This window comes from Maricaulis sp. (genome assembly GCF_048270265.1).
GTDB lineage: Bacteria > Pseudomonadota > Alphaproteobacteria > Caulobacterales > Maricaulaceae > Maricaulis.
In genome coordinates this window covers 1-14,594 of the sequence record NZ_JBLWTD010000009.1, presented here as the reverse complement: position 1 = coordinate 14,594, position 14,594 = coordinate 1, and the positions used below count along the sequence as shown (strand labels likewise).

The window sequence follows — 14,594 nt, the reverse complement described above, 5'->3', positions numbered from 1 at the left end:
ACCCTATTCCATGCGCATATTCGCCGGAAGCAGGTCCTCATTCACCTGCCCGTCCTCGACATAGACCGTGCCGCCCTTCATCACGAAATCGACGTGTTGCAGCAGATTTGGATAGGTCATCAGATCGCCATCGATGGCGATAATGTCAGCGGCCATGCCCGGGGCGATCGAACCGGTCTGATCCGCGACACCCATGAAGACGGCGGGCCAGTAGGTCGCCGAACGGATCGCGTCCATCACCGGCACATCGAGTTCGCGGGTCCAGACGTCGAATTCATTCCAGGTCGACTGACAATGGAATTTCATCGGGATGCCGCTATCGGTGCCGATCAGCATCACCACACCGGCCTCACGCAATTGCTCGAACTTGCGGCGCAGGGTCGGGGCACGCAACGGCGTCAATTGTGTGTAGGACAGGCGCTCGGGATGCTCGATCGAGGCCGCGATGTCGGCGATCGTGTCGGGCTCGAGCCCGCGATGCCAGCAATCATCGTCGAGGAATTCGGAATTCTCGCGCGTGCGTCCGTAATTCCACAGCCCCTCGATCGTCGGGGTCCAGTAGAGCGGGCCACCCGAAATACGTCCGCGCGCCGTGCGCGCCCGCAGCGCCTCGATCACATTGGGCGGATATTCCGGTGCCGTGGTCAGGCCGGTATGCTCGAAATTATCGATCCCGATTTCCAGCCCGAGCATGATTTCCTCGGGACGGTGGGAGTGACCGACGACCCGCAGGCCCCGCGCATGCGCCTCGTCGACGACGGCGCGGGCTTCGGCGGTGGTCATCTGGTCCTGGTTGACCAGTTTGATGACGTCGACGCCGGCATCGGCCAGCGTGCGCACATGGGCACGGGCCTCGCCGACGCTGCTTACGCCCCAGCGGAAGGCTTCCGTGCCCGGATAGGGCTCATGCTGGATAAAGGGCCCTGAGACATAGAGATTCGGGCCCGGCAGCTCGCCGGCATTGATGCGGTCACGTACCGAGATGGAGGGTTCAAGCGGCGCGCCGAGATCGCGCACCGAGGTAATCCCGGCGAGCAGAAGCTGCACGGCAGAGGCCGGCATGATCTCGTCTTCGAGCCGGTCGAGATAGGTGCGGTCCCAGTGATCATAATCGGAATGCCCGTTGAGCATCAGGTGGGCGTGCATTTCCCACAGGCCGGGCATGACTGTCATACCCTCGGTGGAGATCACCTCATAGCCATCCGGGATCGGCGTATTGTCCTGGTTTCCGGTCGCGACGATGCGGTCATCCTCGACCAGGATGACGCTGTCATGGACCGGCGGACCGCCATAACCATCGATCAGCGTGCCGCCCACAAGCGCCTGGCGGCCCTCTGACCAAGCCCCGGCCGTGACACACAGTGCCAGCGCGCCCGACAATAATCCCATTCTGTATTTCATAACGCTCTCCCCGACAGATTCGTGCAACAGACTAACCGCGCTGGTGAAAAAGCAAAATCCATATGGCAAATGCCTCGCAGCAGACTAGCCTGTAGCCAAAGCAGGGAGCTGATCATGACCAACCCAACACCATCCGCCGTCGTCACCGGGGCCTCCACCGGCATCGGCCATGCCTGTACCGCCGAGCTCGCCGCCAAGGGCTGGCACGTCTTTGCCGGCGTGCGCAAACAGGCCGATGCTGACCGGTTGAAGGAAGAATTCGGCGCTGCGGTGACGCCCCTGATCATGGAGGTCACCGATATGGCCTCGATGCAGAGTGCTGCCGACACGGTGCGCGCGACTCTCAATGGCGTGACCCTGAAAGGGTTGGTCAATAATGCGGGGATCGCGGTCGCCGGGCCGATGCTCACACTGCCGATCGAGGAATTCCAGCAGCAGATGGATGTCAACGTCACCGGCGTTGTGCGCACCACACAGGCTTTCGGGCCACTGCTTGGCGCCGATGAGAGCCTGACCGGCGATCCGGGCCGGATCGTGATGATCTCCTCGGTCGCCGGCGAGATGGGCGCGCCCTTCCTCGGGCCCTATTCGGCCTCCAAACATGCGGTGGAGGGCCTGTCCAAATCCCTGCGCCGGGAAATGATGCTGTTCGGGATCGAAGTGATCGTGCTGGGCCCCGGTGCGGTGGCAACGCCGATCTGGTCGAAATCGGACGAGGTCGACATCACGCCCTATGAGGGTTCGGTCTACTACAAGGCCCTGACCCGGCTTCGCAATTACATGAGCAAGAGCGGCCCGGAAGGCTTCCCGCCCTCGGTGATCGCCGACCGCGCCTTCCGCGCCCTGACCGAGGACAAGCCGCGTTTCCGCTATGCACTCGTGCCCCAGCGGCTGACCAACTGGTCGCTGCCGCGCATGCTGCCGGAGCGCATGGTCAACAATATCCTCGCCAAACGCCTGGGCCTGACCCGGCGCGAACGCTGAGTCGACACCGCTTGCCGGGCCTGTCTGGCTGGTGAAGAATGACGGCAGAGACAATTCGCATCGGCGCCGCAGCGCCCGGGGGACTGACATGAAGTATCGCACGGTTTCGCACGCCTCACTGGCCGGCCTGATGGCGCTGGCCCTGACCGCCTGCGGGCAGACGGAGAACACCCCTGCGTCCGGGGACACTGCGCCGGCGAATGAAGCCATTGCCGAAACGGCCAGCCCGGCACCGACGACCGCACCCGCCGAGGCCGCCGATAGCCGGGCCAGCGAGGCCTTCGCCGGACTGGTCGCCGATTTCGAGGCTTTCGAACTGGCAAACAGTCCCGACGAACGCGGCCGCCGCGGCGATCTGGTGGCAGCGGGACAATGGCCGGACTTCTCGCCGGAGGCCCAGGCCACGCAATTCGCCGCCGAGGCCGGCTTCCTGGAACGCCTCGATGCCATCAACGCCGCAGACCTGTCGCAGAGCGACCAGATCTCCCATGCGGTGCTCGATTACATCCTGCGCTTCCGGACCGAGCTCGCCCCCTTCAACGAGGCCCGTATCGCCTTCGATTCCGACAGCGGCTTCTTCTACTGGCCATCCTATGCCGCCGCATCGGCACGCCCGCGCACGATTGCCGAGGGCGAAGCCTGGATCACCCGCATCAACGGCATCGCCGGCTATTTCCAGCAGAATATCGACTGGATGCGGCGCGGCCTCGACAGTGGTTTCACCCAGCCGCGGATTATTGCGGAATCCGCCGCCGGCCAAGTCGAAGGTCTCCGCGACCCGGCCAGCCTGCGCGCCATACTGATCGCGCCGATCGACAGCCTGCCCACCTCGCTGCCCGCCGCCGAGCGGGCGCGGCTCTATGCCGAGGCGGTCGCCGCAATCGAAACCTCGGCCCAGCCGGCCTATGCCGGCCTGGCCAGCTTCCTCCGCGACGAATACGTGCCGCAAACCCGCACCAGTCTCGGCATCTCCGAAGTGCCCGAGGGGCGCGCCTATTATCAGACGCTGGTGCGCTTCCACACCACGCTCGATACATCGCCGGAAGAGGTACACCAGCGCGGCCTCGCCGAAGTCGCACGGATCCGGGCCGAGATGGAAGCCGTGATCGAGGATGCCGGCTTTGAAGGCAGCTTTGCCGAATTCCTCAACTTCCTGCGCACCGACCCGCAATTCTACGCCTCGACGCCGGAGCAGCTGTTGATGCACGCCTCCTGGATTGCCAAACGGCTTGATGACCAGATGCCGGCCTATTTCGGCCGTCTGCCGCGCCTGTCCTATGGCGTGCGGCCGGTGCCGGACACGATGGCGCCGACCTATACGACCGGCCGTTACTGGCCCGGCGATATGGAGCGCGGCATTGCCGGTGGCTATATGGTCAACACCTACGACCTGACCCAGCGCCCGCTCTACACCCTGCCGGCCCTGACCGCGCATGAGGCCGTGCCCGGGCATCACCACCAGGGCTCGATCGCGTCGGAGCTGGAAAACGTGCCGGACTTCCGCCGCGACACCTATATCACCGCCTTCGGCGAGGGCTGGGGCCTGTATTCGGAGACGCTGGGCCGCGATATGGGCATCTATACGACGCCCTATGAGGAGTTCGGCCGCTTGAGCTACGAGATGTGGCGCGCCTGCCGCCTCGTGGTCGATACCGGCGTGCATTATATGGGCTGGACCCGCGAGGAAGCCGAAGCCTGCTTCCTCGAGAACTCCGCCCTGGCGCCGCACAATATCCGCACCGAAGTGCTGCGCTATATCTCCTGGCCCGGCCAGGCGCTGGCCTACAAGACCGGCGAATTGCTGATGCGCGACCTGCGCGCCGAGGCGGAAGAACGCCTGGGCGAGAATTTCAACATCCGGGATTTCCACGATGTCCTGCTCGAGGATGGCTCCATGCCGCTCTCGGCGCTCGAGGCCAAGATGCATCGCTGGATGGATGAACAAGAAGCCGGAAATCGGAACTAGAACACGATGCTCTTCGCCCTCACAGACTTTCTCGTCGTCATCGGCTGCGGCCTCGGCATCTGGCGGCTCTGGCCACACCGGCGCAAGGGCGATGTCCGCATGGTCCGGCTCGGGCTGGCCTTTGTCGGGCTGGCGGCACTGATCGGCGCCGTCCGTTTTGCCAGCGGGCAGGTCAACGAGCTGGCGCAAATGCACAGCCTCGCCAGCACATTCGCCGGGGCTGCCGGCATGTTGCTGATCGCCCTCGGCCTCGCCTGGGAAGCCTTCCCCATCAAACTGGCGCCGGGCATTGGACGCTATCTGCGGGTGGGCATCCCGGTTCTGACCGTGGGCATGATGGCCTGGCCGGGCAGTGAGGGCATTCTGGCGCTGATTCCGCAACTGGCCCTGCTGCTGGGGCTCGCCGCCAGCATCGCGCTTCTGGTGCATCGCCGCTTTCAGACCGGCCTCATCTGGCTGTTTGCCTGGCTCTTGCTGGGCTATGCCTCGGTCGCCGTCGGCTCCAGCCGTGAAGCGACGACGCTCGGCATCGCCAACTGGCACGTCTATCACACGCTTCTGGCGCTCTGGGCGGTTCTGGCGGGCGAGGCGATGCGGCGGGTGATTGCCAGCCGCGCTTGACCTGAAGGCCTGGCTCCACCACTTATCCACGCTCCATGAGCGCGCACACAGACAATCCTGCCGCCTCCGGTGCCGACACGCCTTCCACGCGTGAGACGGATCCGGAAAACGGCCTTGAAATCCTGACCTTCGGCTGCCGGCTGAATGCCTGGGAGAGCGAAGTCATGCGTGCCCATGCCCGCGAGGCCGGGCTGGACAATGCCATTCTGATCAATACCTGCGCCGTGACATCGGAAGCCGTGCGCCAGGCGCGCCAGTCGATCCGCAAGGCCCGCCGCGCCAATCCCGACGCAAAGATCATCGTCACCGGCTGCGCGGCCCAGGTCGACCCGGCCATGTTCGCCGCCATGCCAGAGGTCGACCGTGTCGTCGGCAATGCCGAGAAATTGCGCGCCGAGACCTTCAATCCCGTCACCCTGCTGGGCGGCACCGAGAAGGTGCGCGTCAATGATATCATGAGCGTGCGCGAGACCGCCGGCCATCTGGTCGAGGGCATGGAGGGGCGTGCGCGCGCCTATGTCCAGGTCCAGAATGGCTGCGACCATCGCTGCACCTTCTGCATCATCCCGTTTGGCCGCGGCAATTCGCGCTCGGTTCCGGCCGGCGAAATTGTCGATCAGATCAAGTCACTGGTCGCCTCCGGCCATAGCGAGGTCGTGCTCACCGGGGTGGATCTGACCTCCTGGGGCGGCGACCTGCCCGGCACACCGCCGCTGGGCCGGCTGGTACAGGCGATCATGAAACAGGTGCCGGACCTGCCGCGCCTGCGCCTGTCCTCGATCGATGCGATCGAGATCGACGAGGCCCTGTTCGAGGCCGTCACCGGCGATGAACGGATCGCGCCCTATCTGCACCTCTCGCTGCAGGCCGGCGACAATATGATCCTCAAGCGCATGAAGCGCCGCCATTCGCGCGAAGACGCCATTGCCCTGTGCAACCGGCTGAAGGCCGCGCGGCCGGAGATCGCCTTTGGCGCCGATATCATCGCCGGCTTCCCGACCGAGACCGAGGCCATGTTCGAGAATTCGCTGAAACTCGTTGATGAGTGCCAGCTCGCCTATCTGCACGTCTTCCCCTATTCGCCGCGCCCGGGCACGCCGGCGGCGCGCATGCCGCAGCTGGAGAAGGCCGTCATCAAGGCCCGTGCCGCGCGTCTGCGCGAGAAGGCGGACCAGGTGCTCAGCGCCCATCTCGACAGCATGGTCGGCACCGTCAGCGGCGCCCTGATGGAAAAGCCCGGCTTTGCCCGGGCCGGGAATTTTGCCGCCATTCGTCTGCCCGAATCCGAATTTCCGCGCGCCGGGGCGCTGGTCAATGTCCAGGTGACCCACCATGACGGGCGCGAGCTGCACGGGGAGCTCACAGCATGAGCGACGACAAACCAGCCGAGAAGAAACGCGGCTTCTTTTCCCGCCTCGTATCGGGCCTGAGCAAGAGCTCATCCAAGCTCGGCGAATCGGTCACCGCGATCTTCACCAAGCGCAAGCTGGATCGCGAGGCGCTGGACGAGCTGGAAGACCTGCTGATCGCCTCCGATCTCGGCACCGCCGCTGCGCTGCGCGTGACCGACCGGCTGGCCCGCGATCGTTTCGATAAGGAAATAACCGACGAGGAAGTCCGCGAGACCCTCGCCGAAGTGATCTGCGAGACCCTGCAACCGCTGGAAAAACCCTTGCAGCTGACCGGTACGGACGGCCCGCATGTGATCCTGTTTGTCGGGGTGAACGGCTCCGGCAAGACGACGACGCTCGGCAAGATCGCGGTCAAGCTCAAGCGCGAGGGCCGCGACCCGATCCTGGTTGCCGGCGACACTTTCCGCGCCGCGGCGATCGAACAGGTCTCGGTCTGGGGCGAGCGCGCGAAATCGCCGGTCATCAAGCGCGAAATCGGAGCCGATGCGGCGGGCCTTGCCTTTGACGCGCTGGAACAGGCCGAACGCGAAGGCCGCGACACGGTGCTGATCGACACCGCCGGCCGCCTGCAGAACAAGGCCGAACTGATGGACGAGCTGCGCAAGATCGTGCGCGTCATCCGCAAGAAAAACCCGTCCGCCCCTCATGAAACCGTGCTGGTGCTGGACGGCACCGTCGGCTCCAATGCCGTCTCCCAGGCCCAGGCCTTCCTCGATGCGGCCCAGATCACCGGCCTGGTGATGACCAAGCTCGACGGCACCGCCAAGGGCGGCGCCCTGGTGCAGGTGGCGGAGAAATTCCAGCTGCCGATCCACTATATCGGCATCGGCGAAGGCGAGGACGATCTCCAGGCCTTCAACGCCCGCGACTTCTCGCGGGCGCTGGCCGGTCTGGAGAGCTGACAGATTATCCGCTCGCGACCACCGTGTTCTTCTTGAGAAGATTTGCCAACAAATTCAGGTCACGCGCCTGGTTGGAAAAGTCGAGACGCGCCTGCCGCAGCTGAAGGTTTATCTGATCGACATAATACAAAATCGCGGCCCAATCCGCCAGATTCGGGGCGCCCGCAGCCTGCCGGACGCTGCGCTGGCCGTTTGCCAGGGCCGAGCCAAGGCCTTCGGGAACCGGCTCCACCCGTTTGAGGTCGCGCTCGATTTTCCTCAGGATGGAATTGACCTCCGTAACCCATTCAGCCCGGACGTGAGTCTGGCCCGAGCTCGCGCCGGCGAGCGACTGGAATTTAAAAAAGGACAGGTCGCGCAGTTGGCATTCCGTGAACTGGTCGCGATGCACATTCGAACCCGAAAAATCCGCCCGGTTGACCGTGCAGCGCTCGAACACGGCATCGGTCAGATCGACATGCCGGAAAATCGTATTCGACAGATCGCAGAACCTGAATACGGCGCCTTTCAGGCTAGAGAACGAGAAATCCGCACCGGTGGCTATGGTGCCGTCGAACAGCGACTGATCGAGGAGTGAATTGCAGAAGAAGCTGTTCTTGATCGAGACATCGGTGAAGTCCTGCCCCGGGTCTTCGACGTCGGAGAAGTCCGAGTCGCAGAGAAAATCGGTGTCGATCAGGCCGGAGGCCCGAGACAAGGCGTGAAATGAATCCGCGTCAGAATTGACAACGGCGGAAATTATTCGCCCGACCTCGGGGCTGACATGGATTTTGCTCATAATGCGTCACACACCCTGACCGTCATGTGCTCATCGATTTTGGCGAGCTTTGCGAGCACGCGTTCGAGAAAACCCATCTTTCTCACGCTGCCGTCCGCGGCAAGCTTGGAAACGACAACATTGTGCCCGTGAATGAACTTGTCCACCTTGAGGACAATTTCGGCGTCCGCCTCCTGCTTGCTCATGACACCGGCCCGCAAGTACTCCGGCTCGGAATAGTCGAGGCAGCCGCCCTGTTTGGGCGTAAACTTCCATCCCTGTCTGTTCCGGAGGCCATTGACGGGCTTTACGTAATCATACCGTGCGCGCCGGGCGTCCTTGACGCTGACCTGCTTTTCCTTTTTCACCGCCTTTTTGGCGCCGGCGACCCCGGGCACACCCGTTCCGATCTGATCGCCGCGAACGACGCGCTTTTGATCACGTTGCTCGATGCTGCGATCCAGGTCTGCCAGATTGTCCGGCCGCTGCACCTGACAGTTCCAACCAGCGACCTCGAACACGAACTGGACATCACGAAGGGCACACTTCACATTCGGGATCGCAACGCCATCGGTCACGATATCGATGTCGGAAAAGTCAAACTTGATCCAGATATCGCGATGGTTACGGCGCTTCGCCGTATCCACCCGGATCGATATCGAGCCGCAACCGAATTCCACGCATTTTTCCCGGGACTTCCCCAGTTCGATCTCAACAGGATAACTCATTGATGCGCCACACCCAGCCCCTCCAACCCAGGGTAGATTTCACCATCACACTAGGGTTTGCAATGCCGGGCGAGCAACCTCTTTTGGCCCGGAGCCCCCGCAGGTGACCCCCGCACTCGCCTATGGCGCCCTCGCCATGCTCGGTTCGGCCCTGGCCCATGCCGGCATGACACTGCTGACCAAGCGCGCGAAAGACCGGCTTGTGTTCCGAGCCCTGTCGCTGATCTTCGTTGCTCTCCTGATGCTGCCCTGGCTGGTGTTTCAACCCTTTCCCGGCTGGGAAGTCTGGCGCTTCCTGCTGCTCGGCTCGGCCACGATCTGGGCCTTCAACATGTTGCTGATCGCGGCCTTCGAGCGCGGCGAGATGAATCTGGTCTATCCGGTGATGCGCGGCAGCGCGCCGGCGCTGGCGACGCTGGCCGCCTATCTGTTTCTCGGCGAAGCGGTCTCGCTCTGGCAATTGCTCGGCCTGGCGATTGCCTCGGCGGCGCTGGTCGGCTTTGCCTGGCCGGAGAAGGACGGCGCGCCCAAGGCGCAGGTCCTGCTGCTCGCCCTCGCTGCCGCCGGCATGACCGCCAGCTATACCGTCATCGACGCCGCCGGCGTGCGCGCCTCCGGTGACGTGATGGTCTATACGGGTTGGTTCTTCGTGCTTTCAGGTGTCACGATTGGCACCACAGCAGTCATTCGGCGCGGTTCGCGGTTCTGGGCCATGGCGCGCCAGGAGACCCGACCCGCCGCCACCTCGATGCTGTTCAATCTGACGACCTATGGCCTGGCGCTCTACGCCTATTCCATCGCTCCGGTGGCGCCGATGGCGGCGCTGCGCGAGACCAGTATCGTATTCGGCGCACTGCTTGCGGCGCTGGTCCTGAAGGAGGCTTTCGGGTTGAAGCGTATTGCGCTGGCCGTGCTATTGGTCACCGGACTTGTCGTGATGCAGACATTGTGAATGCCGAGGAGAACCCCGTGAGCCAGACCGAGACCACGTCGAAACAGACCGCCAGCATGCTGGTTGATTTCGGTCCCATCGGGGTCTGGATCGTCGTCTACAACCTGGCGCGCGCCTATGCCGGCGACCAGGCGATCTATATCGGCACCGGCGCCTATATGATCGCTGCGGTGATCGGGCTGATCTACGCCATCCAGGTCGAGAAACGCTTCCCGCCCATGTTGATCTTCACGACGGTGATCGTTCTCGGCATGGGCACGATCGGCATCGTGCTGCAGGATCCGATCTTCCTCTATCTCAAGCCGACCATCATCAATTTCTTCTATTCCTTCCTGATCCTGATCAGCGTCGCGCTGGGGCATAATGTCTGGAAGGTCTTCTTCGCCAGTGTGTTCAACCTGCCCGAGGAGGCCTGGACCATGCTGGCCGTGCGCTGGGCGCTCTGGTTCCAGTTTCTCGCCCTGCTCAACGAGTTCATGTGGCGGCACATCACGGATTCCGTCGTGCCGGAATCGGCACGCTGGTTCGCCGAGATCGAGATATCCGAAAGTTTCTGGGCCAATGCCAAGCTCGGTGTGATGGTGCTCAGCCTGATCTTCGCCGGGCTGCAGATGCCGCTCCTGCTCAAATATCAGCGCCCCGGGGACGAAGACGGCGAGGAAAGCGGAGAAGCCGCATAAGAAATGCGACGCTCCGTGATCGGACAAATGTCATTTTTGCGTTATAAATCCGCCCTAGAATGACCCAGCCGAGACCCGGAGACCGATATGGCGAGCGAGAAGCACAGCCCCAAAGTTTTCGACCTCGCGGATTCGCCCGGACATCTCCTGCACCGGGCCCAGCAATTCGCCGCCGAACGCTTCACCAAGGCGATGGCCGGCGCCAAGCTCACCCAGCGCCAGTTCGCCGTTTTGCACGCCACCGCCCAGAATGAGGGCCTGACCCAGACCGAGCTGGTCAAGACGACCGGGATCGACCGCTCCACCCTGGCCGAGCTGGTCTCGCGCATGGCGCGCAATGGTCTGCTGGAACGCGAAAAACTGGCTGATGATGCCCGCGCCAATGCGATCCATCTCAGCGCCTCCGGCCGCGCCCTGCTGGACGCCGCCACGCTCGGCGCGATGGAGGCCGATCGCGCCATCATCTCCGCCCTGCCCAAGAACAAGCGTGCCAATTTCCTGGAAACCCTGCGCCGCATCGCCCTGACCCTGGAAAAGGGCGAGGAAGCGGTCAAGAAGGCGAAGGTGAAGGACAAGGAAAAGAAGAAAAAGGCCAAGAAGCGCGCCAAGGAAAAGGCCAGACTGAAGGCCAAAAAGGCCGAGAAGAAGGCCCGCAAGGACGCTGGCGAGCGCTCTGCGGCCTGAGCTCTGACGGCGTGCTGACTTGATTTTTTCGCACAAAGTATGATCAAGTATGCGCATGAGCGCCATGGAACGCATCACCATTACCTTGACCAGTGAGATCGCCGCCCTCGTCCGCGGCGCTGTCGAGACCGGTGATTACGCCTCGTCCAGCGAGATCATCCGCGAAGCCCTGCGTGACTGGCGGGAAAAGCGGCTGGCCACAGAGCACAACTCGGCGCAGATGCGCGCATTCATTGCCGCCGGTGTCGAAGATCATGATCAGGGCCGGGTCCGCGCTTTCGACGCTGACGATATCAAGACGCTCGGGAGACTTCGGTCATCGGCCGCCGACCCATCCGCATAACCGACGCCGCCCGCCTGGATCTGGCTGATATCTGGGCCTTCATTGCCCTCGATTCACCGGCGCAGGCCGATCTCTTCATTGATGAAATCCTCGACAAGCTGGAACCCTTGCGGGATTTGCCGCAATCGGGCGCCTCGCGGGAAAAGTTCGCCCCGGGCCTGCGGGTCACATTTTGCCGGAAATATGCCGTGTATTACCGCCATGACGCGACAGCGGTCACGATCCTGCGCGTCGCGCATGGGGCCAGGGATCACGCCGCGATGTTCAAGGACGATTGAGGCCTGAACCTATTCCCGCAACGCCCCGCGCTCGAGCGCCGGATAGATCCGGTTGCGCAAGACGCGCTCCGACATGGGACCGAACCAGCGCGCCAGGATCTGCCCGTCGGCGCTGACCACCAGGGTTTCCGGTGTTCCGGTTATGCCGAGCGCCTGTGCGGAGAGCCCGTCGACATCAAGCATGACGCCGGCATAGGGGTCACCATGCCGGTCGAGCGTGGCATTGACCGCTGCCGCCGTGTCACGCCAGGCGATGCCATAGATCGCGATGCCCTCGGCCTGCAGCGCCATCAGGACCGGATGCTCCATCTGGCAATAGGGACACCAGGAACCCCAGACATTGATCAGATAGGGCCCTTCGATCGCCGCCGGATCAAAGCTCGCGCGCCCGTCCACCGCGGCCAGCGTCAGGGCGGGCATGGGCTCGGGCGGCGCAGGGCGATCCTGATACCAGCGCAGGCCCAGCACGGTGAGCAGGGCGAAGATGCCCAACAGGGCGAGAAGGCGCACAGCCTGCATCATGCCTCGTCATTCTCCAGACGCCGCAACCGCTCCGAGGCCGCACGGCGTTCGGCGAGCGTGAAAATGACCAGCGCGATCAGGCCCGCCGCCGACAGTCCCCAGGCCGACCAGACCCAGACCGCATAACCGCCCATGGCGAGAAATTCGCTCATTTGAAATCCCCGCGCTCTTTCTGCCGCATCAGCGCTTCGGCCCGGCGCGCGATGGCGCGCGAGCGCAGACGGTAGAAGACCAGCCAGCCGGCCAGTGTCGTATAGCCCAGCGCCATCAACCCCAGCGGCCAGAGCTGGCTGGGATCAATCGTCGGCCCGTCGGCGCGGAAAACCGAGGCCGGCTGGTGCAGGCTCGACCACCATTCGACAGAAAATTTCACGATCACCAGATTGATCACCCCGGCCATGGCCAGGATGGCACCGGCACGCGCCGCCTGCTGGGCATCTTCGAGCGCCGAGCGCAGCGCCATATAGCCAAGATAGACCAGGAAGAGCACCAGAACCGAAGTCATGCGGGCATCCCATTCCCACCAGGTGCCCCACATCGGCTTGCCCCAGATCGAGCCCGTCGCGAGCGCCAGCGCCGTAAACACGGCCCCGATCGGCGCGATCACCGCCGCAGCCGCATCGGCAATGGCATGGCGCCAGACAAAATAGACAAAGCTCGCCCCGGCCAACGCCGCATACAGCGCCGAAGCCATATAGGCGGCGGGCACATGCACATACATGATCCGCACCGTATCGCCCTGCTGATAGTCCGGCGGCGAGGCGAAGAAGGACATGTAGATGCCCGCGCCAAGCAGGATCAGCGTCAACACGCCAAACACCGGAATGGCGATGCGGGCCAGCTGGTCGAAACGTTGCGGGTTGGCGAAATAGGACAGCATGGCGCTCACTTACTTTGCGGGAAGCCGGGCGGCAACTGCCGGGTGGTCGCAGCTTGCCCGTTCATCCCAGCCGCCCCCGCACCGCCGCGGCGATCCCGAACGGCGCCAGCGCCACCGTGCCAAGGCTGATCGCCAGCGTCAGCAGCAAATTCGCCACCGCCCGCTCATCGCCGGCAAAGGCCGAACGGCCCGCCCCGGCGGCGAAGATCAGGACCGGGACCATCATCGGCGTCGCGATCAGGGCGATCAGCAGGCCGCCGCGCTTGATGCCGGCGGCCAGGGCGCCGGCGAAACCGGCAATCAGGGCGAGGGCCGGGATGGCGGCGAGCAGGGCTGCGCCAAGCACCAGGGCTGAAATTGGCGGCAGGCCATACATCAGCCCGCCGAGGACACCGATCAACGACAAAGGCCACAGGGTCGCGCTGGCCTGGCCCATCACCTTGGCCAGGCACAGGGCCGCCAGGCTGGTGGGCGTGAGCAGGTAGAGATCGAGCGTGCCGTCGGAGAAATCATCGCCGAACAGGCGTTCGGCTGATTGCAGCACGGAGAGCAGGGCCGCGAAGGCGAGAATGCCGGGACCCGCGGCCGCGAGCAGGTCGGCAGCGGGGCCGATGGCGAGCGGAGCGAGGGTGATCGCGGCGAGGAAGAAGGCGGCCGGTCCGGCCGCACCGCCACCGCCGGCCCAGGCGAGGCGGGCTTCGCGCGCAAAGATCGCTGTGAGAACACCCATCAGAGCCGCCCCATATCGAGGCTGCGCGCATCGGGCCAGTCGAGCGGCTGATGCGTCGCGGCGATCACCAGGCCGCCCTGGGCGCGATGCGTGGCGACAAGCGCCGCCAGACAGGCCCGGCCTTCTGCATCGAGCGGGCCGGCGGGTTCGTCGAGCAGCCAGAGCGGGCGATGGGCCAGCACGATGCGCGCCAGGCCACAGCGCCTTTGCTGCCCGCGCGACAGGCGCGCGGCGGGGCGGTCGATCAGATGGTCGATCTCGAGGGCGCGCAGGGCGGGCATGATCGCGGTGCGCGGCTGGCCATAGAGGTCGGCCCAGAAACGCAGGGCGCTGCGCGGTGTCTCGCCGGGCTTGAGCCCGTCGGCATGGCCGAGCCAGGCGATGGTGTCAGCCGCGGCATCGGATGGCGGGGCATCATTGAGGGTGATCGCGCCGGCATCGGGCTCGATAAAGCCGGCCAGGGCGCGCAGCAGGCTGGTCTTGCCGGTGCCATTGCGGCCCGTCAGCATCACGGCCTCGCCCGGTGACAGCTCGAACGCCAGATCGCGCGCCAGCACCGTATCGCCGCGCGACAGGCCCAGACCGCTCACGCCGAGGCGCAATGGCGGGAAAGCTTGGGGCGGCTCGAAGGCCCGGGAAATCGGCGCTGAGGTCATCACAGCATGTCGCCCAAATGCGGGTCATACGTCAACGTACTGCGTGCCGCATTGCAGCAAACGGGGATGAGGGGTAAAACCCGCGCAAACATGTGGCC

18 protein-coding genes are annotated in these 14,594 nt (G+C 64.2%); 10 read left to right on the top strand and 8 right to left on the bottom strand.

Translation table 11 applies throughout. The annotated features are described in order from the left end of the window. Positions 1 to 3: 3 nt before the first annotated feature. A complete protein-coding gene (locus ACN0YF_RS06790) occupies positions 4 to 1,401 on the bottom strand; it encodes an amidohydrolase family protein (protein ID WP_417493809.1) in 1,398 nt (465 codons plus the stop codon). Positions 1,402 to 1,515: 114 nt separating this feature from the next. Between ACN0YF_RS06790 and ACN0YF_RS06785 the strand changes: the two genes are divergently transcribed. The 5 genes from ACN0YF_RS06785 (at position 1,516) to ftsY (ending at position 7,286) form a co-directional block, all read left to right on the top strand. Next, on the top strand, positions 1,516 to 2,385 hold the full coding sequence (locus ACN0YF_RS06785) for an SDR family oxidoreductase (RefSeq protein WP_417493808.1): 870 nt from the start codon (positions 1,516 to 1,518) through the stop codon (positions 2,383 to 2,385). 88 nt (positions 2,386 to 2,473) lie between these two features. Beyond that, entirely contained in the window at positions 2,474 to 4,351 is a 1,878-nt protein-coding gene (locus ACN0YF_RS06780) for a DUF885 domain-containing protein (protein WP_417493807.1), read from the top strand. A 6-nt stretch (positions 4,352 to 4,357) separates the two neighbouring features. Beyond that, a complete protein-coding gene (locus ACN0YF_RS06775; RefSeq protein WP_417493806.1) occupies positions 4,358 to 4,972 on the top strand; it encodes a hypothetical protein in 615 nt (204 codons plus the stop codon). Between the two features lie 35 nt (positions 4,973 to 5,007). Further along, positions 5,008 to 6,342: a tRNA (N(6)-L-threonylcarbamoyladenosine(37)-C(2))-methylthiotransferase MtaB gene (gene mtaB / locus ACN0YF_RS06770; RefSeq protein WP_417493805.1), complete on the top strand. Its 1,335-nt coding sequence runs from the start codon at positions 5,008 to 5,010 to the stop codon at positions 6,340 to 6,342. Further along, entirely contained in the window at positions 6,339 to 7,286 is a 948-nt protein-coding gene (ftsY, locus tag ACN0YF_RS06765; RefSeq protein WP_417481131.1) for a signal recognition particle-docking protein FtsY, read from the top strand. Before mtaB ends, ftsY begins: the two co-directional genes overlap by 4 nt. 4 nt (positions 7,287 to 7,290) lie before the next feature. On the opposite strand, the gene ACN0YF_RS06760 is transcribed toward ftsY, so the two are convergent. Both ACN0YF_RS06760 and ACN0YF_RS06755 read right to left on the bottom strand, forming a co-directional pair. Next, positions 7,291 to 8,064, bottom strand: coding sequence for a pentapeptide repeat-containing protein (locus ACN0YF_RS06760; protein ID WP_417493804.1), 774 nt, complete (start codon positions 8,062 to 8,064; stop codon positions 7,291 to 7,293). Further along, on the bottom strand, positions 8,061 to 8,771 hold the full coding sequence (locus tag ACN0YF_RS06755) for a hypothetical protein (protein ID WP_417493803.1): 711 nt from the start codon (positions 8,769 to 8,771) through the stop codon (positions 8,061 to 8,063). Before ACN0YF_RS06755 ends, ACN0YF_RS06760 begins: the two co-directional genes overlap by 4 nt. Before the next feature lie 103 nt (positions 8,772 to 8,874). Here ACN0YF_RS06755 and ACN0YF_RS06750 point away from each other — a divergent pair, with 103 nt between their 5' ends. The 5 genes from ACN0YF_RS06750 (at position 8,875) to ACN0YF_RS06730 (ending at position 11,708) form a co-directional block, all read left to right on the top strand. After that, positions 8,875 to 9,723, top strand: coding sequence for an EamA family transporter (locus ACN0YF_RS06750; RefSeq protein WP_417493802.1), 849 nt, complete (start codon positions 8,875 to 8,877; stop codon positions 9,721 to 9,723). 17 nt (positions 9,724 to 9,740) lie between these two features. Further along, on the top strand, positions 9,741 to 10,403 hold the full coding sequence (locus ACN0YF_RS06745; RefSeq protein WP_417481135.1) for an inner membrane-spanning protein YciB: 663 nt from the start codon (positions 9,741 to 9,743) through the stop codon (positions 10,401 to 10,403). A gap of 87 nt (positions 10,404 to 10,490) precedes the next feature. Beyond that, positions 10,491 to 11,087 carry a MarR family winged helix-turn-helix transcriptional regulator gene (locus ACN0YF_RS06740; RefSeq protein ID WP_417481136.1) on the top strand — a complete coding sequence of 199 codons (597 nt, stop codon included), beginning with the start codon at positions 10,491 to 10,493 and terminating at the stop codon, positions 11,085 to 11,087. Between the two features lie 55 nt (positions 11,088 to 11,142). Then, a complete protein-coding gene (locus ACN0YF_RS06735; RefSeq protein ID WP_417493801.1) occupies positions 11,143 to 11,430 on the top strand; it encodes a ribbon-helix-helix domain-containing protein in 288 nt (95 codons plus the stop codon). Continuing rightward, positions 11,406 to 11,708, top strand: coding sequence for a type II toxin-antitoxin system RelE/ParE family toxin (locus ACN0YF_RS06730; protein WP_417493869.1), 303 nt, complete (start codon positions 11,406 to 11,408; stop codon positions 11,706 to 11,708). The genes ACN0YF_RS06735 and ACN0YF_RS06730 overlap by 25 nt, the downstream gene beginning before the upstream one ends. A gap of 9 nt (positions 11,709 to 11,717) precedes the next feature. Here ACN0YF_RS06730 and ACN0YF_RS06725 read toward each other — a convergent pair whose 3' ends face one another. The 5 genes from ACN0YF_RS06725 to ccmA form a co-directional block, all read right to left on the bottom strand. Further along, on the bottom strand, positions 11,718 to 12,230 hold the full coding sequence (locus ACN0YF_RS06725; RefSeq protein WP_417481138.1) for a redoxin family protein: 513 nt from the start codon (positions 12,228 to 12,230) through the stop codon (positions 11,718 to 11,720). After that, entirely contained in the window at positions 12,227 to 12,382 is a 156-nt protein-coding gene (gene ccmD, locus ACN0YF_RS06720; protein ID WP_417481139.1) for a heme exporter protein CcmD, read from the bottom strand. The genes ACN0YF_RS06725 and ccmD overlap by 4 nt, the downstream gene beginning before the upstream one ends. Continuing rightward, entirely contained in the window at positions 12,379 to 13,110 is a 732-nt protein-coding gene (locus ACN0YF_RS06715; RefSeq protein ID WP_417481140.1) for a heme ABC transporter permease, read from the bottom strand. Before ACN0YF_RS06715 ends, ccmD begins: the two co-directional genes overlap by 4 nt. A gap of 61 nt (positions 13,111 to 13,171) precedes the next feature. Next, positions 13,172 to 13,840 (bottom strand): heme exporter protein CcmB, encoded by a 669-nt coding sequence (locus ACN0YF_RS06710; protein ID WP_417493800.1) that lies wholly within the window; start codon positions 13,838 to 13,840, stop codon positions 13,172 to 13,174. Then, entirely contained in the window at positions 13,840 to 14,496 is a 657-nt protein-coding gene (gene ccmA, locus ACN0YF_RS06705) for a heme ABC exporter ATP-binding protein CcmA (protein WP_417481142.1), read from the bottom strand. Before ccmA ends, ACN0YF_RS06710 begins: the two co-directional genes overlap by 1 nt. Positions 14,497 to 14,594: the final 98 nt, after the last annotated feature.

Coding starts and splice junctions, on each gene's coding strand:
- ACN0YF_RS06790 (WP_417493809.1), bottom strand. CDS start 1,401: ATGAAATACAGAATGGGATTATTGTCGGGCGCGCTGGCACTGTGTGTC.
- ACN0YF_RS06785 (WP_417493808.1), top strand. CDS start 1,516: ATGACCAACCCAACACCATCCGCCGTCGTCACCGGGGCCTCCACCGGC.
- ACN0YF_RS06780 (WP_417493807.1), top strand. CDS start 2,474: ATGAAGTATCGCACGGTTTCGCACGCCTCACTGGCCGGCCTGATGGCG.
- ACN0YF_RS06775 (WP_417493806.1), top strand. CDS start 4,358: ATGCTCTTCGCCCTCACAGACTTTCTCGTCGTCATCGGCTGCGGCCTC.
- mtaB (WP_417493805.1), top strand. CDS start 5,008: ATGAGCGCGCACACAGACAATCCTGCCGCCTCCGGTGCCGACACGCCT.
- ftsY (WP_417481131.1), top strand. CDS start 6,339: ATGAGCGACGACAAACCAGCCGAGAAGAAACGCGGCTTCTTTTCCCGC.
- ACN0YF_RS06760 (WP_417493804.1), bottom strand. CDS start 8,064: ATGAGCAAAATCCATGTCAGCCCCGAGGTCGGGCGAATAATTTCCGCC.
- ACN0YF_RS06755 (WP_417493803.1), bottom strand. CDS start 8,771: ATGAGTTATCCTGTTGAGATCGAACTGGGGAAGTCCCGGGAAAAATGC.
- ACN0YF_RS06740 (WP_417481136.1), top strand. CDS start 10,491: ATGGCGAGCGAGAAGCACAGCCCCAAAGTTTTCGACCTCGCGGATTCG.
- ACN0YF_RS06735 (WP_417493801.1), top strand. CDS start 11,143: ATGAGCGCCATGGAACGCATCACCATTACCTTGACCAGTGAGATCGCC.
- ACN0YF_RS06725 (WP_417481138.1), bottom strand. CDS start 12,230: ATGATGCAGGCTGTGCGCCTTCTCGCCCTGTTGGGCATCTTCGCCCTG.
- ccmD (WP_417481139.1), bottom strand. CDS start 12,382: ATGAGCGAATTTCTCGCCATGGGCGGTTATGCGGTCTGGGTCTGGTCG.
- ACN0YF_RS06715 (WP_417481140.1), bottom strand. CDS start 13,110: ATGCTGTCCTATTTCGCCAACCCGCAACGTTTCGACCAGCTGGCCCGC.
- ACN0YF_RS06710 (WP_417493800.1), bottom strand. CDS start 13,840: ATGGGTGTTCTCACAGCGATCTTTGCGCGCGAAGCCCGCCTCGCCTGG.
- ccmA (WP_417481142.1), bottom strand. CDS start 14,496: ATGACCTCAGCGCCGATTTCCCGGGCCTTCGAGCCGCCCCAAGCTTTC.